At 73.9% G+C, this 19,423-nt stretch carries 19 protein-coding genes and 3 tRNA genes; 11 read left to right on the top strand and 11 right to left on the bottom strand.

Annotated elements, in window-relative coordinates; genetic code table 11:
- Positions 1 to 260 precede the first annotated feature (260 nt).
- Positions 261 to 791 (top strand): DUF488 domain-containing protein, encoded by a 531-nt coding sequence (locus AB0B97_RS21080; RefSeq protein ID WP_357495682.1) that lies wholly within the window; start codon positions 261 to 263, stop codon positions 789 to 791.
- Position 792: 1 nt separating this feature from the next.
- On the opposite strand, the gene AB0B97_RS21075 is transcribed toward AB0B97_RS21080, so the two are convergent.
- Genes AB0B97_RS21075 through bioB form a run of 3 tightly spaced genes read right to left on the bottom strand, consistent with a single transcriptional unit; the run spans position 793 to position 2,519 of the window.
- The gene (locus tag AB0B97_RS21075; RefSeq protein ID WP_357495680.1) at positions 793 to 1,299 is read right to left on the bottom strand and encodes a GNAT family protein; all 507 of its coding nucleotides are present in this window, start codon (positions 1,297 to 1,299) and stop codon (positions 793 to 795) included.
- A 4-nt stretch (positions 1,300 to 1,303) separates the two neighbouring features.
- Positions 1,304 to 1,522, bottom strand: a complete 219-nt coding sequence (locus tag AB0B97_RS21070) for a hypothetical protein (RefSeq protein WP_308195329.1) — start codon at positions 1,520 to 1,522, stop codon at positions 1,304 to 1,306.
- A gap of 1 nt (position 1,523) precedes the next feature.
- The gene (gene bioB, locus AB0B97_RS21065; protein WP_234581587.1) at positions 1,524 to 2,519 is read right to left on the bottom strand and encodes a biotin synthase BioB; all 996 of its coding nucleotides are present in this window, start codon (positions 2,517 to 2,519) and stop codon (positions 1,524 to 1,526) included.
- 274 nt (positions 2,520 to 2,793) lie between these two features.
- Between bioB and AB0B97_RS21060 the strand changes: the two genes are divergently transcribed.
- The 4 genes from AB0B97_RS21060 (at position 2,794) to AB0B97_RS21045 (ending at position 7,092) form a co-directional block, all read left to right on the top strand.
- Entirely contained in the window at positions 2,794 to 3,930 is a 1,137-nt protein-coding gene (locus AB0B97_RS21060; protein WP_357495718.1) for an 8-amino-7-oxononanoate synthase, read from the top strand.
- Positions 3,931 to 4,066: 136 nt separating this feature from the next.
- On the top strand, positions 4,067 to 4,771 hold the full coding sequence (bioD, locus tag AB0B97_RS21055; protein ID WP_234581707.1) for a dethiobiotin synthase: 705 nt from the start codon (positions 4,067 to 4,069) through the stop codon (positions 4,769 to 4,771).
- 54 nt (positions 4,772 to 4,825) lie between these two features.
- Positions 4,826 to 6,415, top strand: a complete 1,590-nt coding sequence (locus tag AB0B97_RS21050; protein ID WP_357495678.1) for a histidine kinase — start codon at positions 4,826 to 4,828, stop codon at positions 6,413 to 6,415.
- Positions 6,415 to 7,092: a response regulator transcription factor gene (locus AB0B97_RS21045; protein ID WP_357495676.1), complete on the top strand. Its 678-nt coding sequence runs from the start codon at positions 6,415 to 6,417 to the stop codon at positions 7,090 to 7,092. The genes AB0B97_RS21050 and AB0B97_RS21045 overlap by 1 nt, the downstream gene beginning before the upstream one ends.
- A gap of 45 nt (positions 7,093 to 7,137) precedes the next feature.
- Here AB0B97_RS21045 and AB0B97_RS21040 read toward each other — a convergent pair whose 3' ends face one another.
- The 3 genes from AB0B97_RS21040 to AB0B97_RS21030 all read right to left on the bottom strand — a co-directional run bounded on the left by AB0B97_RS21040 (position 7,138) and on the right by AB0B97_RS21030 (position 9,832).
- The gene (locus tag AB0B97_RS21040) at positions 7,138 to 7,959 is read right to left on the bottom strand and encodes an ABC transporter permease (RefSeq protein WP_357495674.1); all 822 of its coding nucleotides are present in this window, start codon (positions 7,957 to 7,959) and stop codon (positions 7,138 to 7,140) included.
- A complete protein-coding gene (locus AB0B97_RS21035) occupies positions 7,956 to 8,888 on the bottom strand; it encodes an ATP-binding cassette domain-containing protein (protein ID WP_357495672.1) in 933 nt (310 codons plus the stop codon). The genes AB0B97_RS21040 and AB0B97_RS21035 overlap by 4 nt, the downstream gene beginning before the upstream one ends.
- 83 nt (positions 8,889 to 8,971) lie before the next feature.
- A complete protein-coding gene (locus tag AB0B97_RS21030) occupies positions 8,972 to 9,832 on the bottom strand; it encodes a polysaccharide deacetylase family protein (RefSeq protein ID WP_357495670.1) in 861 nt (286 codons plus the stop codon).
- A gap of 109 nt (positions 9,833 to 9,941) precedes the next feature.
- On the opposite strand from AB0B97_RS21030, the gene AB0B97_RS21025 reads away from it, so the two are divergent.
- A complete protein-coding gene (locus AB0B97_RS21025) occupies positions 9,942 to 10,235 on the top strand; it encodes a hypothetical protein (RefSeq protein WP_357495668.1) in 294 nt (97 codons plus the stop codon).
- Here AB0B97_RS21025 and AB0B97_RS21020 read toward each other — a convergent pair.
- Together AB0B97_RS21020 and AB0B97_RS21015 are read right to left on the bottom strand one after the other, a co-directional pair.
- Entirely contained in the window at positions 10,209 to 11,333 is a 1,125-nt protein-coding gene (locus AB0B97_RS21020; RefSeq protein WP_357495716.1) for a cytochrome P450, read from the bottom strand. The genes AB0B97_RS21025 and AB0B97_RS21020 overlap by 27 nt on opposite strands.
- Before the next feature lie 66 nt (positions 11,334 to 11,399).
- Positions 11,400 to 12,068 (bottom strand): 50S ribosomal protein L11 methyltransferase, encoded by a 669-nt coding sequence (locus AB0B97_RS21015; protein WP_234581593.1) that lies wholly within the window; start codon positions 12,066 to 12,068, stop codon positions 11,400 to 11,402.
- Between the two features lie 192 nt (positions 12,069 to 12,260).
- Between AB0B97_RS21015 and AB0B97_RS21010 the strand changes: the two genes are divergently transcribed.
- Complete coding sequence (locus AB0B97_RS21010) at positions 12,261 to 13,115, top strand: hypothetical protein (protein ID WP_357495666.1); 855 nt, start codon at positions 12,261 to 12,263, stop codon at positions 13,113 to 13,115.
- Between the two features lie 45 nt (positions 13,116 to 13,160).
- Here AB0B97_RS21010 and AB0B97_RS21005 read toward each other — a convergent pair whose 3' ends face one another.
- Positions 13,161 to 16,091: a M36 family metallopeptidase gene (locus tag AB0B97_RS21005; RefSeq protein WP_357495664.1), complete on the bottom strand. Its 2,931-nt coding sequence runs from the start codon at positions 16,089 to 16,091 to the stop codon at positions 13,161 to 13,163.
- A gap of 221 nt (positions 16,092 to 16,312) precedes the next feature.
- On the opposite strand from AB0B97_RS21005, the gene AB0B97_RS21000 reads away from it, so the two are divergent.
- A complete protein-coding gene (locus tag AB0B97_RS21000) occupies positions 16,313 to 17,446 on the top strand; it encodes an alkane 1-monooxygenase (protein WP_357495662.1) in 1,134 nt (377 codons plus the stop codon).
- A gap of 4 nt (positions 17,447 to 17,450) precedes the next feature.
- On the opposite strand, the gene AB0B97_RS20995 is transcribed toward AB0B97_RS21000, so the two are convergent.
- Positions 17,451 to 18,032, bottom strand: coding sequence for a TIGR03086 family metal-binding protein (locus AB0B97_RS20995; protein WP_357495660.1), 582 nt, complete (start codon positions 18,030 to 18,032; stop codon positions 17,451 to 17,453).
- 81 nt (positions 18,033 to 18,113) lie between these two features.
- On the bottom strand, positions 18,114 to 18,716 hold the full coding sequence (locus tag AB0B97_RS20990; RefSeq protein ID WP_234581598.1) for a TetR/AcrR family transcriptional regulator: 603 nt from the start codon (positions 18,714 to 18,716) through the stop codon (positions 18,114 to 18,116).
- A 414-nt stretch (positions 18,717 to 19,130) separates the two neighbouring features.
- On the opposite strand from AB0B97_RS20990, the gene AB0B97_RS20985 reads away from it, so the two are divergent.
- The 3 genes from AB0B97_RS20985 to AB0B97_RS20975 all read left to right on the top strand — a co-directional run bounded on the left by AB0B97_RS20985 (position 19,131) and on the right by AB0B97_RS20975 (position 19,396).
- A tRNA-Gly gene (locus tag AB0B97_RS20985) sits at positions 19,131 to 19,203 on the top strand.
- 34 nt (positions 19,204 to 19,237) lie between these two features.
- Positions 19,238 to 19,308, top strand: a tRNA-Cys gene (locus tag AB0B97_RS20980).
- A gap of 13 nt (positions 19,309 to 19,321) precedes the next feature.
- Positions 19,322 to 19,396, top strand: a tRNA-Val gene (locus AB0B97_RS20975).
- Positions 19,397 to 19,423: the final 27 nt, after the last annotated feature.

Below are 19,423 nucleotides of genomic sequence, written 5' to 3'. Positions count from 1 at the left end.
CCACCCCCCACCCCCTGACCTCCGGCCCCCGGCCCCGGCTGCGGTGATCAATAGGTTTTGGTGGTCCGAGAGGGCCGCGGGGGAGCTAAACAGATGTTTATAACCGGGGGGGGGGGGGGGGGGGTTCCCCCCCCCCCCCCCCCAGCGCCCCCCGCACCCCCCCCCCGCCCCCCGCGCCGCGGGGGGGCGCCGGCCCCGCTTTTCGGTGGACAGCGCCGGGCCGGCGCACGGACGGCGGCGACCCGGGGCAAGCTGGGTCGATGGAGCGTGCGTTGGTGACCGTCGGGCACGGGACCGCCGGCCGGGACCAGTTCGGGGCACTGCTGGCCGGCGCGGAGATCGCCCTGATCGTGGACGTGCGCCGCTACCCGGCCAGCCGGACCAACCCGGACGTCCGCCGGGAGGCCATGGAACGCTGGCTGCCCGAACAGGGCATCGGCTACCGCTGGGAGCCGCGCCTCGGCGGCCGCCGGCACGTCCGCGCCGGCGAGCCGGAACCGGACACCTGGTGGACTGTCGCGGCCTTTCGGGCGTACGCCGCGTACACGCGCACGCCCGACTTCGACGCGGCCCTGGACGAGGTGCTGGCCGACGCCGCACTGCGAACCACAGCGGTGATGTGCAGTGAGAGCGTCTGGTGGCGCTGCCACCGGCGGCTGATCGCCGACGTCGCAGTGCTCGGCCGCGGGGTGCCGGTGTCGCACCTCATGCCGGACGGCCGGCTCAGCCCGCACCGGCCGGCCGAGGGCGCCCGCCGCCTGTCCGACGGGCGTCTGCTCTGGGCGGGCTGACTCAGTCGGCCAGGTCCTCCGCGAGCAGGTCCATCAGCAGCGCATCATGCCAGCGCCCGTCCGCCCCGCGCTCGTAGCGGCGCATGATGCCCACCGGCCGGAAGCCCACCTTCGCGTACGCCCGGATGGCCGCGCTGTTCGCCGCCGCCGGGTCGATGGTGAACCGGTGGTGGCCGTACTCGTCGATCAGGTGCCGGGTCAGGGTGCGGATGGCGTCCCCGCCCAGGCCCTCGCCGCGCGTCGCCGGGTCGAGGAAGATGTCCAGGCTGGCGTGCCGATAGTCCGGATCGGACTCGGCGTACCACTGGATCGCGCCGATCACCCGGCCGTCGTGCTCGATGGCGTACAGGGCGAGGTCGTCGTCGTTCAGGTCGGCCTGGACGGACGCGGCCAGGTCGTCGCCGCCGCGCCACCACCGGCGGACCTCCGGGTCGGCCCGGATGGCCGCGAGGGCCGGCACGTCCGCGACCGTCGCCGGTCGGAGGGTCACCGCACGCCCGCGCAGCACCGGCTCAGCCTCGGCTCTCGCCGTGCTCGACGCAGACCGCCGACCAGCCGACCGGCAGCACCTGCACCTTCATGCGGCGTCGGCACTGCGGGCAGTAGCGCGGCGGCTCCAGCGCGCGGGCCGCCGCGCACGACTCGTGCCCGGCTGTCGACGCGTCCTCGCCGCAGCGGTCACACCAGCGCTGCGCTGCCACAAGCTCGGTCACGTCGTCCTCACCGGTCAGCTCAGAGGGTCGCGGACAGGGCCTTGACCGGCATCTTCAGCTCGTCGAGCAGGTCGAGGTCGGCGGTCGCCGGCCGGCCCAGGGTCGTCAGGTAGTTGCCGACGATCACCGCGTTGATGCCGCCGAGCAGACCGTCGCGGGTGCCCAGGTCACCGAGCGTGATTTCCCGGCCGCCCGCGTACCGCAGGATCGTGCGCGGCATGGCCAGCCGGAACGCGGCGATGGCCCGCAGCGCGTCCTTGCCCTCGACCACCGGGCGGTCGCCGAGCGGGGTGCCGGGGCGCGGGTTGAGGAAGTTCAGCGGCACCTCGTGCGGGTCGAGTTCGGCGAGCTGCGCGGCGAACTCCGCCCGCTGCTCGACGGTCTCGCCGAGGCCGAGGATGCCGCCGCAGCACACCTCCATGCCGGAGTCGCGGACCATGCGCAGCGTCTCCCACCGCTCCTCCCACGAGTGGGTGGTGACCACGTTCGGGAAGTACGACCGGCAGGTCTCCAGGTTGTGGTTGTAGCGGTGCACACCCATGTCGACCAGGTCGTCGACCTGCTCCTGCGAGAGCATCCCCAGCGACGCGGCGACCTGGATGTCGACCTCGGCCTTGATGGCGGCGACGCCCTCGCGCATCTGCTTCATGAGCCGGTCGTCCGGGCCGCGCACGGCCGCCACGATGCAGAACTCGGTCGCCCCGGTCTTCGCGGTCTGCTTCGCGGCCTCGACAAGCGACGGGATGTCCAGCCAGACCGAGCGCACCGGGGAGGTGAACAGGCCCGACTGCGAGCAGAAGTGGCAGTCCTCCGGGCAGCCGCCGGTCTTCAGCGAGACGATGCCCTCGACCTCGACCTCCGGGCCGCACCACCGCATCCGCACCTCGTGGGCGAGCTGGAGGGCGGCGGGCAGGTGCTCGTCGGGCAGGTTCAGCACGGCGAGGACGCCGGCCTGGTCGAGGCCGACGCCGTCACCCAGGACCTGGGTGCGGGCCTGGTCGAGGATCTCTGGCATGGCTCGTACCCTACAAGGCCCCCGGTCGGGCGGGTACGACCTGCCGTCCGGTCGATCTGTGCCGGCCGGGCCAGCGCCGCAGCGGTGGTCACCTTCGGTAACTGACAATTGACGGTGCGTGGTGACGGTCGTCCCGGACTCCGATCGGCATCGACGTCCCGCCTCCGGTCGGCCCCCGGGTGCCGAGTGGATTCGCCGGGTCGGTGGCGGCGGGTGGTAATTTCGCCCGGCGGGTGTCGGCGTGACCGGCGCGGACGGCGGTGAAGGGGTGACGGTGGCGGACTGGCTGGCGGCGCTCGATCGCCGCGCGCAGTTGCGGGCGAAGGCCGGCCTGACCCGTCGGCTGCACCCGCGTCCCGCCGACGACCGGATGACCGACCTGGCCGGCAACGACTACCTCGGCCTGGCCACCCACCCGGAGGTCACCGCCGCGGCCACGGCGGCACTGTCGGCGTACGGGCTGGGAGCGACCGGCTCGCGGCTGGTGCGCGGCTCGACCGACGCGCACGAGGCCCTGGAGGTCGAGCTGGCGCAGTGGCTGGGCACCGACCGGGCTCTCGTCTTCTCCTCCGGATACCTGGCCAACCTCGGCGCGCTGCGGGCCCTCGTCCAGCCCCGGACCCTGCTCGTCTCGGACGCGCACAACCACGCGTCGCTGATCGACGGCTGCCGGATCTCCGGCGCGGAGACGGTGGTCAGCGCCCACGCCGACGTGACGGCGGTGGCCGCCGCGCTGGCGGTCGCGCCGGGACGCCCGGCGGTGGTGGTCACCGAGTCGGTCTTCTCGGTCGACGGCGACCTCGCTCCGCTGGCCGAGTTGCACGCGGTGGCCCGCCGCTACGGCGCGCTGCTGCTGGTCGACGACGCCCACGCGCTCGGCGTGACCGGTCCGTCCGGTGCCGGCGCGGTGGCGGCCGCCGGGCTGGCCGGCGAGCCGGACGTGGTGGTCACGGCCACCCTCTCCAAGGCGCTCGGCGGCGCGGGTGGGGTGGTCGCCGGCCCGGCCGAGTTCGTCCGGCACCTGGTCGAGACCGGCCGTACGTTCATCTTCGACACCGCGTTGCCGCCGGCCGTCGCGGCCGGTGTGCACGCCGCGCTGCGGCTGGCCCGGGCCGGCGACGATCTGCGCGCCGAGCTGGCCGACCGGGTGGCGCTGGCGGTCGGTCGACTGGGCGCCGCCGGCCTGGCCGTTTCCGCGCCGGACGCCGCGGTGATCTCGGTGACGGCGCCCGGCCCGGAGGCGGCGACCGCCTGGGCCGCCGACTGCCGGGACCGGAGAGTCGCGGTGGGCTGCTTCCGGCCGCCCTCCACCCCGGACAGCCGCTCCCGGTTGCGCCTGACCGTCAGCGCCGGGGTGCCCCGGGCGGATTTCGAGCGGGCGCTTGACGTCATCGTGGAGTGTGCGCCGTGAGCGCGAGGAGTGAGCCGGGTTTGCGAGCCCCGCAGTCGCGAACCACATGCGGTCCGGTGAGCGCGAGGAGTGAGCCGGGTTTGCGAGCCCCGCAGTCGCGAACCGAGTGTGCGCCGTGAGCGCGTGGGAGGGGCCGGTGCTGGTCACCGGCACCGACACCGAGGTGGGCAAGACTGTGGTCACCGCGGCGATCGCGGCGGCCGCGCAGGGGGCCGGCCTGCGGGTGGCGGTGGTCAAGCCGGGTCAGACGGGTACGGCCGGTGGGGAGCCGGGCGACGTGGACGTGGTCAACCGGCTGGCGGCCCCGGTGACCGGCCGTACGCTGGCCAGCTTCCCGGATCCGCTCGCCCCGCTGGCCGCTGCCCGGGTCGCGGACCTGCCGCCGCTGGAGCTGTACGCGGCGGTGGACGCCGTCCGCGAGGAGGCGGACAAGCACGACCTGGTCCTGGTCGAGGGGGCGGGTGGTCTGCTGGTGCCGATGGGGCTGCGGCCGTCCGGTGAGCCGTGGACGATGGCCGACCTGGCGGTGTCGCTCGGCGCCCCGGCGGTGGTGGTCACCCGCGCCGGTCTGGGCACGCTCAACCACACCGCGCTGACCCTGGAGGCGCTGGACCGCCGTGCGGTGCCGGCCGGCGTGGTGATCGGCGCGTGGCCGGGGTCGCCGGAGCTGGTGCACTGGACGAACCTCACCGACCTGGTGCCGAACCTGCTGGGCGCGGTGCCGGCCGGCGCCGGTGCGATGGACCCGGGGGTGTTCCGGCGGTCGGCGCCGGGTTGGCTCACTCCGGCGTTGCACGGTGTGCTCGACGACTGGCGCGTCTGGGCCGAGGAGAGCAGCTGAACACCTGACTTTCGTCGGTGTTCGGGCAGGTCGGGCGTGGGTAGCCTGGCCGCCGTGAGGATCCTGGACCGGTCGGTGCCCGGGCGGTGGCGGCGTCCGCTGCGGGACGTGCTGCTCTGGGCCGTGGTGGCCGCCCCGATCGCGGCGGCCCGGTTGAGCCCGCCGTACCCGCGTTTCGACGTGGCGCTGCTGCTCGGTTCGCTGGCGCTGCTGGCGGTCGCGGTGGCGTCGGCGCGGCGCTGGCCGTTGGTGGGGTTGCTGCTGGTGGTGCTCGGTTCGCTGGCGGACGGCAACTTCGTCTTCGCCATCCCGGTGTTCAGCTATCTGAGCGGGCGGCGCAGTGCGGGCGCCGCGCCGGCGGCCGTGCTGTTCGGCGTGATCGCCGTCGGCGGCACGGTGCTGAACCTGGGGTTGCTCGGCACCGGGGCGGCGACCTGGTTCCTGCTCGCTTCGGTGCTGCTGTTCGCTGGGGTGTTCCCGTGGCTGGTGGGCCGCTACCGGCGGCAGCAGCAGGCTCTGACCGACGCCGGCCGCCGGCACGTCGAGGCGCTGACGCGCGAGCGGCGGGGCGCCGCGGAGCGGATCCGGCTGCGGGAGCGGGCCCGCATCGCCGAGGAGATGCACGACTCGCTCGGGCACGACCTCAGCCTGATCGCGTTGCGGGCCGCCGCGTTGGAACTTGCCGACGACCTCGCCCCGGAGCACCGGACGGCGGTGGGGGAGCTGCGGGCCAGTGTCGCGGTGGCGACCGAGCGGCTGCACGGCATCATCGGGGTGCTGCGGGAGGAGGGCGGTCCGGCCGGCGTCCGCCCGGTGGGGGAGACCGTCGTCGACCTGGTGGTCGGGGCCCGCGAGGCCGGGATGGCGGTCCGGCTGGACGGCCCGACCGACACCGTCGAGCTGCCCGGGTTGACCGGGTCCGCCGCCCATCAGGTGGTGCGGGAGGCCCTCACCAACGCGGCCCGGTACGCCCCGGGCGCGGCGGTGACCGTCACCCTCGCCCCGGACCCGAACGGGGTCGAGGTGCGGGTGCGTAACGCGCCGGCGCCGGCCGGCCCGCTGCCCCGACCGGCGTCCTCGGGGAGCGGTCTGCTCGCTCTCGCCGAGCGGGTACGGCTGGCCGGCGGCGTGCTGGACGCAGGCCCGTGCCCCGACGGTGGCTTCGCGGTGCGCGCCCGGCTGCCGCTGCCCTCCGAAGCGCACTCCGGCGTGGGATGGTCGGGTTTGCCCGTCGTGGTGGGCGCCGTGACCGATGGCACGTTCGACGGTGACGTCCCGGTCCTCGGTGGCCCGGAGCAGCCGGCCGACGCCGAGCGCCGCCTGCGCGAGGCTCGTCGCCGGGCGCGGCGCAGCCTGCTGACGGCGCTCGCCGCCCCGGCCGGTCTCGCGCTCGTCCTGTCCTTGGTCTACTACTCGGTCGTCACGACGGGCACGGTGCTGGACGAGTCGACGTACGACCGGATGCGGCCCGGCACCGCGCGCGCCGACCTGCCCGGCCTGCCCCGCCGGCAGCTCGCCCCGCCCGTCGGAGGGTCGGCGCGGGGGTGCGAGTACTACACCGACGGCAACTTCCCCCTGGCCGAGCCGACGTGGCGGCTCTGCTTCACCGACGGTCGACTGACCAGCAAGGAGCGGATCGAGTAGTGGACACCGACACGGCCGAGCCGACCCCGGTCCGGGTGGTCCTCGCCGACGACGAGGCGATGATCCGGGCCGGCGTCCGGGCCATCCTCGCCTCCGATCCGGGGATCGAGGTGGTCGCCGAGGCCGGTGACGGGCGGGCCGCGGTGGAGCTGGTTCGCGCGCACCGACCCCAGGTGGCGGTGCTGGACATCCGGATGCCCCGCTTGGACGGGCTGGCCGCGGCGGCCGAGATCCGCCGGGTAGCGCCGGCCACCGCGACGCTCATGTTGACCACCTTCGGCGAGGACGACCACGTGGCCCGGGCGCTCGGGCACGGTGCGAGCGGGTTCCTGCTCAAGGCCGGCGACCCGCGCGAGCTGATCGCCGGGGTGCACGCGGTCGCCGACGGCGGGGCGTACCTGTCGCCGCGGGTGGCCCGACGGGTGATCGAGCTGGGGGCCGGGCGGCTGGCCCGTCAGCCCGCCGCGCGGGACCGGACGGCCGGGCTGACCGAGCGGGAACGTGAGGTGCTGGCCCTGGTCGGGGCGGGGCTGTCCAACGCCGAGATCGCCCGCCGCCTGCACCTGGTGGAGGGCACCGTGAAGAGCTATCTGACCAGCATCTTCACCCGGCTGGACGTGCGCAACCGGGTGCAGGCGGCGATCCTCGCGTACGAGGCGGGGCTGGTCGAGCGCTGAGCGGGGGCCGCTGGCGGCCCCCGCTCACTGCCCCGCTGGCGTGCCTCAGGCGTCGCGACGGCGCAGCGCGGTCCGACCGAGCAGCAGGGCGGCGCCCGCCCAACCGGCGAGCACCAGCAGCCCGACCGCGCCCGGGTACGGCTCGGTGTCGCCCGCCATGAAGTGCCCACCGGCCACGCCGGGGAACGCGTCGGCGATCCGGTTCAGGACTGTGATGTCCGGCTCCTGCAGGGACAGCGGGACGATCATCAGGGTGGCGAAGAGCACGACGATCGTGAGCACCGCGCTGCGCAGTGCCGCGCCGAGGCCGAGCGCCAGGACGCTGACCAGGGCCAGATAGGTCGCCACCGCCACGATGTCGCCGATCGTGCCGGCGGTCGGCGCGCTGCCCCAGTCACCGAGCACCGGCCGGGCGACCAGGGCGCCGACACCGCCGAGCAGCAGTCCGAGGACGAAGGTGACGGCGCCGGCCACCACGGCCTTGGCCAGGAGCACCCGGCCGCGTGCCGGGGTGCACTGCAGGGTGGTCCGGATGGTGCCGCTGGTGAACTCCGTGGTGACGGCGAGCAGTCCCAGCGCCAGCACGGCGTACTGGGTCAATTCGACCGCGTCGATCAGCACGCTGCCGACGGCGACGATGCCGGGGTCGTCGGCCGGGTCGTCGTTGGTGTTGGCGTTGGCCGCGTAGATGGCGAGCTGGCCGGCGCTCGCGGCCATCAGGAGCAGCCCGGCCAGCATCGTCCACCAGGTGCTGCGTACCGAGACCAGCTTGGTCCACTCGGCGGCCACGGCGGCCCGGAAGGCGGCCGGCGCGCTGACTGCCGGGGCGGCGGTGGGGCTGCTGCCCACCATGGTCTGCGTGCTCATCGTGCGTCACCTCCGGTCGGGCCGCCGGCGTACTCGACGCTGTCGGCGGTCAGCTCCATGAACGCCTGCTCCAGCGACGCGCCGTGCGGGCTCAGCTCGTGCAACCGCACCCCCAGCTCGTACGCCAGATCGCCGATCCGGTCGACCGTGGTCCCGGTGACGGTCAGCTCGTCCGGGCCGGCCGGCTCGACTGTGGCGCCGTGGGCCGCCAGACGTGCGGCGAGGGTGGCGAGCCCGTCGGGGTGCGGGCTGCGGACCCGTACGGCGAGTCCACTGCCCGCGATGACGTCGCCGACCGGGGCGTCGGCGAGCAGTCGTCCCCGGCCGATCACCACGAGTTGGTCGGCGGTGAGCTGCATCTCGCTCATCAGGTGGCTGGAGACGAAGACCGTGCGGCCCTGCCCGGCCAGGGAGCGCAACAGCTGCCGGACCCAGCGCACCCCGTCCGGGTCGAGGCCGTTCACCGGCTCGTCGAACATCAGCACCGGCGGATCGCCGAGCAGCGCGCCCGCGATGCCGAGCCGCTGGCCCATGCCCAGGGAAAGGGTACGGCCCGGTTTCCCGGCCGCCCGCCCGTCCAGCCCGACGGTGTCGAGCACCTCGTCGACCCGCCGGGCGGGAATGCCGTTGCTGCGGGCCATGGCCAGCAGGTGCGCGCGCCCGGACCGGGTGGGGTGGATGGCCCGGGCGTCGAGCAGGGCGCCCACCTCGTGCAGCGGTCGCCGCAGCTCCCGGTACGACCGGCCGTGCACGAGCGCCGTTCCGGCGGTGGGCCGGTCCAGGCCGAGGATCATCCGCATGGTGGTGGACTTGCCGGCGCCGTTGGGGCCGAGGAAACCGGTGACCCGGCCGGGTGCGATGTCGACGGTCAACGCGTCGACGGCGACTGTCGCCCCGAACCGTTTCGTCAACCCACGTAATGTGATCATGCGCTGACGCTAGGCGTCCGCCACGTCGGTCCGCCGCGCCCGAACGGCACCACCCCACACTGACTTTCGTCAGGTCGCCCGGGTCAGCGGATGTAGTCCTCCAGCAGCGCCGGGGTGAGCCCGGCCCGGTGGATCGCCTTCAACGCCGCGAGGAGGTCGTCCATCAGCGCCGGCCGGAAGTGCATCAGCAGCACGTCGCCCGGTTGGACGACCTTCTCCGGGGTCTGGTAGCGCACCTTGCCCTCGTGGACGGTCTCGGACCAGTGCAGGACGGCCTTCGCGCCGCAGTCCCGCGCGGCGGTCAGCGTGGTGCTGTCGTACTCGCCGAACGGCGGGCGGAACAGGGTCGCCCGCTTGCCGAACAGCGCCTGCAGCTTGTCCGCCGCCCCGCAGATCTCCTGCTTCTGGTAGTCGTACGACCGGCCGGCCAGCGAGTTGTGCCGGATCGTGTGGTTCTCGACGACCCCGCCGGCCACCTGGATCTGCCGGAAGTAGACGTCGTGCTCCTCGGCCGCCGGCGAGTTCAGGAACATGGTGACCGGGATGTGCGCCCGCCAGATGAAGTCGGCCACCGCGGGCGGGCGAGCCAGCCCACCGTCGTCGATGGTGATGAAGGCGACCTTCTGGTCGGTCGGAACGCGGTGCCAGAACGGGATCGCGCCGGTCGCGGTCAGCGCCACCGGCTGCGGCGGCGGCGCCTCGGGAAAGGTCGGCGCCTGGGACACGTACCAGTCCAGGCTTCCCGGGGCGGGCGGGGCCGACGGGGACGGCGAGGCCGACAGCGACGGCGAGGCCGACAGGCTGGGTGCCGGGACCGACGGGCTCGGCGGGGCCGCAGTGATCTGCCGGGCGTGGAACACCGGCCGGGCTGTGCAGGCACTCAGCGTCAACAGGGCGGCAAGCGTTGCGGCGGCGAGAATCCGACGAGCGGGGGTGACGGACACGCCCGGAAACATACCGAGTCAAGGTCAGGTGTCGCGTGCCCGCTCCCGTGCTGCCTTGCCCGGGCTGCGTAGCCTCGGATCGAGTCGATTCGATCAGCGAGGGCAGCCGATGACACGGTGGATCCTGCAGGTACTCGCCACCCTTGGCTTCGGCCTGCTGCTGGTCTTCATCGGGCTGACGATGACCCTCGACCTGTTCGGGTTTGTCGACGCGGAAACCCGCCGGTTGTCGAGGAACCCGTGGAACCGCCTGTGGGGCGTTCCGGAGCGGGATCCGGCCGAGGTGCGCGGGGCCGTCGGCTTCCGCTTCGGGCGGTTCCTCGTCGGCGGCGTCACGCTCCTCCTCGGAGCCGTGGCCGTCATCGGGGGCATCGTGCTACTGGCCGGCGGACCGCTCGACTGACCGCACCACGAAGGCGTCCGGCATCCGGAAGGTGAGGTTGTCCGGGCACCACGGCGGCCGGACCACGCTCACCCCGTCGAGCAGGGGCGTCGCCTCGGCCACCACCACTGCCGCCTCCATCCGGGCCAGCACGTCGCCGACGCAGCGGTGCGCACCCGCCCCGAACGCCAGGTGCCGGCGCGACCCGCGCTGCCCCGGGCGGAACTCGTCGGGGGCCTCGACGATCGCCGGGTCCCGGCCGGCGCGCGCCAGCCACAGCACGATGCTGGTGCCCGCCGGCACGGCGGTCCCACCCAGCGTGCCGTCCACCGCCGCGACGCGTCGCCACGTGACGATGGGCGGTTCGAGGCGCAGGCCCTCCTCGACGACGTCGGCCACCGCGACGTCGCCGGTGCGCAGGCCGGCGCGTACCGCCGGTTCGACTGCCAGCCGGTGCAGCAGCAGGGTGAGGAACTGCGAGGTGGTCTCCTGGCCGGCGACCAGCAGGAAGAAGAGCGCGCCGACCACCACGTCCGGCGGGTGGCCGCCCGCGCGCAGCTCGGCGGCCAGGCCGCCGCCGGTGGCCGCGAACTCCCGCAGTACGCCGTGGAAACGGCCCACCTCGCTGGCGAGCGCCAGCTGCCGGTCGCCGTCCAGGGGCGCCCAGAACAGCTCCAGCGCCGCCCGGGCGAACTCCTTGACCGCGCCGACCGGCGCGTCCGGCAACTCGACAAGCCGGGCCAGCACCAGCAGGGGCAGGTCGGCGGCGAGGTCCGCGTACAGGTCGACCGGTGCACCGGCGTCGAGCGCGGCGCGCAGCCGGGCCACCCGCTCCCGGACCAGAGCGGTGAGCCAGGGGCGCTGCGCCGCGACCCGGGTGGGGTGCAGTGCGTCCGCGACGATCGCCCGGATCTGCGGATGGCTGGCGGCGGAGTTGTTGGCGAGGGTCGGCGGCAACCGGAACCGGTGCCCGGCGAGCACCCGCAGCGCGCTCACCGGCATCGGGGTCACCGCGTCCAGGGCGTTGTCCGGCCGGTAGCGGACCGGGTCGGCGAGGACCTGCCGGACCAGGGCGTGCCGGGTGACGACGAGGTGACGGACGCCTGCATGGTCGGTCACCTCGGCGACGTCCGGCCAGGGTGCCTCGACCTCGGACGCCCAGCCGGAGAACAGCACGTCGACACGCTAGCCGGCAGCCTTCGGCAGGCCGGCGCGCAACTGCCAGACGGTGGTGCGCTTCACCCGGACGCTCTCCAGGGCCTCCGGCACCGGCACGTCGTAGGTCGCCAGCTCGTCGAAGCGGTCCCGGGGCAAAAACGCCCGGCCGGGATCACCGACCAGCGCCGGCGCCCCGGCCCGGGTGGCGCGCAGCAGGAACCGCAGCACCCGGCGGGCCATCGCCTCGCTGTAGAACACGTCCCCGGCGAGCACCACCTCGGCGTCGCCCGCGTCGCCGTCGAGGATGTCGCCGAACTCGGCGTCGACGCGTACCCCGTTGGCCTCGGCGTTGAGCGCGACGGCCGCGACGGCCAGCTCGTCCACCTCGACGGCCCGCACGGACGCCGCGCCGGCCCGGGCGGCGGCGATGGCCACCAGGCCGGAGCCGGAGGCGAGGTCGAGCACCCGGCGGCCGGCGACCAGCTCCGGGTGGTCGGTGACGTAGCGGGCGAGCGCCTGCCCGCCGGCCCACGCGAAGGCCCAGAACGGCGGCGGCCGGTCGCTGGAGAACTCGCCCTCGGTCAGCTCCCAGAGCCCGATCGGCTCGTCCGCCTGGTGCAGGCGCACCTCGGGAACGAAGGAGACCGGGGCGAGCCGGGCGTGCAGCCGGACGAAGGTGCTGGAGAGCTCGGACACCCGGCAATTCTCGCGCACCGGTCAGCCCGCCGACGCACGGAGGCGGTCGGGGGAGTGGAGGTACGGGTGAAGGGTTCACCACTGTCGGTGAAATGGCCCCCCGTGCTTGGCGTCCGGTGCGAAGACACCCCTCTGTCCGGCCCGCCCGATTCCTCCTAGCGTTTCCCTCCAGGGACGAGAAGGAGCGAGGTGGTGGTGATCGTGTGGCGGTACGCGCTGCGGCTCGGAGCGTTGGTTGCCGGCGTTGCAGGGGCGGTGCTGACCCTGGCCGCGCCGGCCCAGGCGGCCTTCGCCACCGAGATGAGCGGCCTGCCGGCCCGGTTCACCGCGGGAGGCCAGGTGCGCACGATCTCCGCCGTGGTCTCGCAGACGGACCGGCGCGGCGGATGCGCGAAGGTGCGCTGGTCGATGGTGCTGCGCGTACAGGGCATCCGGCTCGACCAGGTGAAGATGGACCGGGTGGAGGAGAGCGGCGACTTCCCGCTGGAGATCCGCACCGACGGTGACGTGGCACGGCTGACCGATCGGCAACTCGACCCGGGCACGCTCTGCCCGGGCCGCACGGTCACCGCCCGCTACCGGGTGGCCTTCGCCGAGGACGTCACCCAGGGGCGGGTCACTCTCGCCGCCGAGGCGTACGACGCCAACCTGCGCCTGTTGGCCCGCCAGAGCGCAACCCGGTCGGTGGTGGGGGCGGGGGCCGGGCCGATCCGTACGCCGACGCCGACGCCGAGCGCGACGGCTGCCGAGCCCAGCGATCCGCCGAGCGAGCCGGCGCCGGAGAGCGCCCCGGCCGAGGAACCGGTCGCCGACCAGAGCGTCGACGCCGCGCCGCCGGCCGCTGGCCGACCGGTCTCGCAGGCCGGTGGGTTCGGCATCGTGCAGGCCGCGTTCCTGCTCGGCGGGCTGCTGCTCTCGCTCGGGGTGGGGTTGCTGCTGCGGCTGCGTCACCTGACCCGGGCCACCGCCGAGGCCGAGGACCCGCCGGTGGACCGGCTCTGGGAGCGGCAGGCGCCGGCGGACCGCTGGCGACCGGCCCGTCGCTGACCGGGGGTCGTCGGGGCCGGCGGAGGACCGCCGGCCCCGACGGTGTCACTTCGTGAACGCCTGGAACTCGGCGATCCTGACCTGGGCCCGGGCCGGGCTGGCGGTCGCGCAGTCAGTCGTCGTGGCCGGGTCGTCGTCCTGCTCACCGGCGTACTGCGGGCCGCCGGTGCACTGGCTGGCCAGCACCTCCAGGCGCAGGTGGGTGGCGGGGGTGGCGGGCACCGCGAACGTCCGCAGGTTGATGTCGCGGCTGTACGCCCGGTACGCCCCGCCGGGGAACGCGTCGCCCGCGCTGGTGTAGATCCGCTGCCAGTGCGCCGGATCCGCGCAGTCGGTGGTCGTCGCGTCGCACGCGGACACCGCGAACGAGCGCAACGCGCTGAGCGCGTTCTGACTGCCGGTGTCGGCGTCCCCGACGATGGCGGGTCGCAGCATCGCGCTGACGTTCACCCGCTTGACCGTCTGCGGGCCGTCGCCCGGGAGGTCCACGGTGAGCTGCCGGCCGGCCACCCCGTCCAGGGAGGCCCAGTTGGTCGCCTCGGTGTCGTCGGCGACCCGGTCCAGGTTGACCCCGTCGCCGCTGATCGTGGCACCGGAGGCCGTGGACGCGAGGTTGCGACTCAACCGCAGGTCCACGTAGCCGGTCCGGCCGGCGTCGGCGACCACGCTGAGCCGCTGGTGCCCGAAGCCGGGCGCGACGGCCAGCAGGTCGTACGTGCCGGCCACCATCTCCACGGTGTCCGGGATCGGCGTCGCCGGGTCGGTGTCCGCGATCGGCGTGGCCCGCGCCTCGTACGCCCCGACGTACACCCGGATCGGCGCGTCGGCGCTGTCCCCGCGGGGACGCAGGGTGAGCGTCGCGTTGCCGCCGCGCGGCGAGGCGAAGCTCGGCGTCGGGTCGGTGTCCGCGGCGCCGTTGGTGACGGCGTCCCGGCCCATCCCGGAGCGGGCGAACTCGGCCCAGATCAGGTCCTGGTTCGCGCCCCCGAAGCGCAGCAGGTCGGCGGTGAGCATGTTGTCCCGCATGTCGAGCATGCTGACCTGGCTGGCCGCCTGGAGCAGGAACGAGTCGAAGACCAGTTGCGACCAGCGCCGGTTGCCCGGGCACCTGTCGGCGGTGACCTTGCCCTGCGCGCACTCCAGCTGCCGCTGGGGGGTGCCCAGGCCGTACCGCTTCACCAGCGCCGAGCGGACCCGGTAGTTGGTGGCGCCCCAGATCTCCCCGTCGGCGTGCACGGCGGGGCCACCTGTGTTGTAGCCGATGTCGGAGTAGTTCAGCGGGCTGCGGCTCAGGTCGTAGTTGCGGATGCCGCTGACCAGGTTGCCGGTGACGTAGCCGCCGGTCACGAAGGGCGTCTCACCGGGAGCGCGCAGCCCGTTCTGGTACAGGTACTCGGCGGCGAGCAGGTCGCCCCACGACTCACCCATCGACCCGCCCTGGTGGCCGCTGATCCCGCTGTCCGGGCCGGCGATCATCCGGTTGGTGATGGCGTGCGTGTATTCGTGGCCGATCACCGTCATGTCGTAGTCGCCGTCCACGCACGGCGGGTACGGGCCACCGGCCTGCGGCTGCCACAGGTACATGTTTGTGGTCGGCGGCACGCCGTCGCGCCCGGTGCCCTGGTTGGCGTTGTTGCGGTTGCCGGTCAGCGCGCCCTGCTGGGCGCGACCCTGCTCGGCGTCACCGCCCAGCCCGGACGGGGTGAGGTTGACCGCCTGCAGGTTCCACGCCGACTCGGTGAAGCCCAACTGGTACGCCCAGTCGTGCATGCGGTTGTGCATGACGAAGAGGTTGGCGATCGCCGCGTCCGCGTCGTTGCGCTGGGCGGAGGTGAACACCCCCGGGTTGCACTTGGCCTGGTGCCACTGGTCGGTGAACGGGTACTCGTAGCGGCGCTCCGGGCTGGGGGTGGCCGGGACGACCGGGGTGTTGTTGCCCCAGGAGAGCACGGTGTTGGCCGAGTTGCCGCGCGAGGTGAAGGTCGGTGTGCCGGTGGCCGCGTCAACGTCCCACGGCTGGCCGGTTGCCGGGTCCCGTTGCGCGATCTGGCAGCCGGGGGCCGGGTCGCCGCACCAGCGCACCCGGGGGTCCTGCCCGGCGGCGAGGTCGCGGGGCGGGGTGGCCGGGAAGACCGCCCAACTCGGGTTGTCCGAGTCGTAGTCGACGAGGTCCTCGCGGACCAGCACCTGTCCGGTGCTGCCGTCCACGTAGCTGGTGAACGCCGCCGGGTGGTCGGCGTCCGCGCCGATCATGGTCACCTCGTAGGCGGCCCGGGGACCGTCCAGCGGGGTGGGCACGGCCACGGCGCGCACGGTGTGGCTGGCCACCGCCGTCGCGGTCAGCCGGGCGTCGGCGAGCGCGTCGGCGTACGCCTGTTCGGCGGTGCGGGTGGCCGGCGCGGGCGCGCGGGTGTCGCGGGCCAGCGAGGAGTTGACGGCGAGCACCGAGCCGCCCTGGACCGCGAGGGTGACCAGGCCGTCCGGCCCGGCCGGCAGGTCGCCGAAGCGCTGCCGCAGGGTCACCACGGCGCCGCTGCCGATCGGGCGGACCAGCACCCTGTCCAGGTCGGCGACCGTCGCGGCGTCCATGCCGTACAGGTCGCGGTTGGCCCTCAGGTAGGCGCGCGCGGCGGCCTCCGGGTCGGTGGGCAGCCCGGTGGCGAGCGGGGTGCGACCGGGGCCGAGTGCCTGCGGGGTGCCGAACCGGTTCCACCGCACGTCGGGGTCGGCGGCGCGGGCCAGGCCGCGCTGGCGGGCGTCGGGTGCGGCAGTACCGGAGCGGTTGTCGAGGTCGGCGGGCTCGTGGTTGCCCTCGGCGAACGGCCCGGACGAGCGGTGCGGGGACGGCGACCCGGCGGGGGCCGCGGTGCTCGTGCCGGTGGGTAGCAGCGCGGCGATGGTCGCGGTCGTCGCCAGGACGGCGATGAGCCGGCGTCGACGCCGGCTCATCGGGGGTGACCACTCCGGTTGTGGCACGGGACCTCCTCGTGGGAGCGGGATGGCCGGCGGCTGCCGACCGACGCAGCGCGGTGACGCATGCGCATCTGTGGATATCAGCCGGCCGGGGGCGCGGCAAGGTCCACGACCGCCGACGCGCCGACTGATCGAGATTAATCGACTTTACAAAACATACGCTCTTGTAAAACAACGTGACGGCTGTCACTGTCGATGCCAGAACGCGAGAGCGGAGGTTGGCCATGACCGTCGATGCCGATCCGACAGTCGAGCCCGCTGCCTGGCGGGACCGTCGCAAGCCGCTCTGGGCGCTGGCGCTGCTGGTGCCGGCGCTGCCCTTCGTCGGCTTCGCGCTGTGGCGGTCCGGCGGCGGCGCCTGGGCGTGGTGGGTCACCCCGGCCATCGTCTTCGTCCTGATCCCGGTGGTCGACCTGCTGCTCGGCGACGACCGGCAGAACCCTCCCGAGGAGGCGGTGCCCCGGCTGGCGGCCGACGGCTACTACCGCTGGCTCACCTACCTCTACCTACCGGCGCAGTACGCGGCGCTGGTGCTGTGCTGCGCCGTGTGGGCCCGGGACAGCCTCTCCGTCGCCGGTGCCGCCGGTCTGGTGGCCACCGTCGGGGTGGTCAACGGCATCGCCATCAACACGGCCCACGAGCTGGGGCACAAGCGCGAGCGGGTGGAGCGCTGGCTGTCCAAGGTGGCCCTGGCGCCGGCCGCCTACGGGCACTTCTACGTCGAGCACAACCGGGGCCACCACGTACGCGTCGCCACGCCGGAGGATCCGGCGAGCTCGCGACTGGGGGAGAGCTTCTGGGCGTTCTGGCCGCGTACCGTCCTCGGCAGCCTGCGCTCGGCATGGCGGTTGGAGACCAGCCGGTTCCGCCTCCGCGGCCGGTCCCCGTGGACCCACCGCAACGACGTGCTCAACGCGTGGGCCATGACCCTGGCGCTGTACGGCGCGCTGACAGTGGTCTTCGGCCCGGTGGTGCTGCCGTTCCTGGTCCTGCAGGCGGTGGTCGGCTTCTCGCTGCTGGAGGTGGTCAACTATCTGGAGCACTACGGGCTGGCCCGGCAGCGCACCGCCGCCGGACGCTACGAGAAGGTCGACGCGCGGCACAGCTGGAACAGCGACCGTACGGTCACCAACGTCTTCCTGTTCCAGCTCCAGCGGCACAGTGACCATCACGCGAACCCGCTGCGCCGCTACCAGACGCTGCGCAGCTTCGACACGTCACCGCAGCTGCCCGCCGGGTACGCGACGATGGTGGTCGTGGCGCTGGTCCCGCCGCTGTGGCGACGGGTGATGGACCACCGGGTGCTCGCGCACTACGGGGGCGATCGGGGGCTGGCCAACACGCGGCCCCGACGGTGACCGCTCAGTCGCCCGGTGCCCAGTCGGGGTCGCGGCCGAAGGCGGCCAGCAGACGATCCTGCTCGTCGGCGTCGGCGGGCATGCGCGCGCCGTCGCGTACCAGCTTGTCGCGCCGGTAGTCGTCGATCCGCCCGGCGAACCAGCGGGCGCACACGCGCACCGCATCCGGGTCGAACCGCGGGTCGGCGCCGATCGCCACCGCCAGATCCCAGCCGTGTACGAGGTGTTCGGCGAGGAGCTGCTGGACGTACTCGGCGGCCGGGGTCGGGCCGGCCGACAGGTGCACGGTGCGGTCGATGGTGCCGGGATGGATGACGGCGATCTCGGCCTGTGCGGCCGCCTCCCGTGCCGTCGTGGCCGGGTCCGCGCCGAGCTGGTCACCGTCGAAGCGGTGGCCGACCTCGTCGACGGTGCGGCCGGCGAGCAGGGGAACGCTCCACCGGTCCTCGCCGACGACGTGGTTGACCAGGGTGCGGACGTCCCAGTCCGGGCACGGTGTCTCCTCGGCCCACTGGCCGGGCCCGATCTGGTCCACCCGGTCGACGAACTCGGCCAGGCTCCGGCGGTACGCCTCCAGCAGGTCCATGCCGTCGATTGTTTCTCCTCGGCGTGCTGGCCCGAGCCGTTTTGCCCGGCCCGACGTGCGGCGTCGTCCCGCCGTCGCCGCTCAGTCCAGGTCGGCCGGGCCCAGGCCCAGCTCCCGGGAGGTGACCAGCCGCACCCACTCCCCGAACTGCCGGCGGGAGATCACCCGGTCGTGCACGGCGAGCTGCACGGCGAGGCCGTCCATCACGGCGCTGATCCGCCACGCCGCCCCCTCCGGGTCGGCGCACTGGAAGGTGCCGTCGGCGACCCCGGCGGCGATGACGGCGGCGAGATCCTGCCGCCAGCGCAGGTCGAGCCGCCGGGACACCTTCTCCAACTCGGGGGTGCGCAGCGACTCGGACCAGCCGTCGATCCACATCGACCAGGAGGTCGCCCGCCCGGCCGGGGTGTAGAGCTTGAGGATCCGGCGGAGCTTGGTCAACGGCGGAGCGGAGGAGCGGGTGACCGCGTCCAGGCGGGCCAGGTCCTGCTCGACGGCGTACGCGAACGCCTGCGCGAGCAACCGCTCCTTGGTGGCGAAGTGGTAGAACACCAGGGCCTGACTCACGCCGGCGGCCTGTGCCACGTCCGCCGTCCGGGTGTTGGCAAGACCGCGCTCCACGATCACGTCGCAGGCTGTGCGCAGCAGGGCATCCAGGCGGATTTCGGCCGCACGTCTCGTCACGACCGTTACCGTAGCCCATCCATCCGAACACGAACAGTTACCGCCGCCGTCCGTTTCGTGAGGTAAGAGTCGGAAGCCGGACACTTCCCTGGAATGCCGTGGTCCGGTCTCCCGACGGTGTTCGCCGCGGCCGGCCGCTCGCCGCAGCGGTGCGTCCTCGCTGGTCAAAGGGTCTCTGCTGCCGGCAGCGGCATCGACCGTCGCATGATGCCGGGGTTGTGCCCGTCGGGAGCTGATGGGGAAATCAGGTTAGCTCCCTAGGAAGCCTGCGCCATGTGGGTCCGGCCCACCCCCTGGGTCCGGCCTCCCGCCCCGCCCGCGCGGGAGGGGACGCGCCGACCCGGACCCCGAGTTGGCAGTCGTTCACCGGCTCGGCTAAAGTTCTCATCCGTCACCCGGGAACGCCGGGGGCGTGCGGACGTAGCGCAGCTGGTAGCGCATCACCTTGCCAAGGTGAGGGTCGCGGGTTCGAATCCCGTCGTCCGCTCGGAGCTGCCGCCACGCATGACGGGGGCAACCTCGGTGGGGTGGCCGAGAGGCGAGGCAACGGCCTGCAAAGCCGTGTACGCGGGTTCAAATCCCGTCCCCACCTCGGCATTATGCACGGGCGATTGGCGCAGTGGGAGCGCGCTTCCTTGACACGGAAGAGGTCACTGGTTCAAACCCAGTATCGCCCACCAGCTGTGGACGTACGACTGAGGCCCGCT

Source organism: Micromonospora sp. NPDC049004 (assembly GCF_040649315.1).
In the GTDB taxonomy this organism is placed as follows: Bacteria; Actinomycetota; Actinomycetes; order Mycobacteriales; family Micromonosporaceae; genus Micromonospora.
Note: the sequence above shows the minus strand (reverse complement) of the source record. Positions and strands in the feature narration are given on the sequence as shown.

Bases quoted from the DNA above. Each gene is read 5' to 3' on its own strand.
- AB0B97_RS21080 (WP_357495682.1), top strand. From the start codon at position 261: ATGGAGCGTGCGTTGGTGACCGTCGGGCACGGGACCGCCGGCCGGGAC.
- bioB (WP_234581587.1), bottom strand. From the start codon at position 2,519: ATGCCAGAGATCCTCGACCAGGCCCGCACCCAGGTCCTGGGTGACGGC.
- AB0B97_RS21040 (WP_357495674.1), bottom strand. From the start codon at position 7,959: ATGAGCACGCAGACCATGGTGGGCAGCAGCCCCACCGCCGCCCCGGCA.
- AB0B97_RS21035 (WP_357495672.1), bottom strand. From the start codon at position 8,888: ATGATCACATTACGTGGGTTGACGAAACGGTTCGGGGCGACAGTCGCC.
- AB0B97_RS21025 (WP_357495668.1), top strand. From the start codon at position 9,942: ATGACACGGTGGATCCTGCAGGTACTCGCCACCCTTGGCTTCGGCCTG.
- AB0B97_RS21000 (WP_357495662.1), top strand. From the start codon at position 16,313: ATGACCGTCGATGCCGATCCGACAGTCGAGCCCGCTGCCTGGCGGGAC.
- AB0B97_RS20995 (WP_357495660.1), bottom strand. From the start codon at position 18,032: ATGGACCTGCTGGAGGCGTACCGCCGGAGCCTGGCCGAGTTCGTCGAC.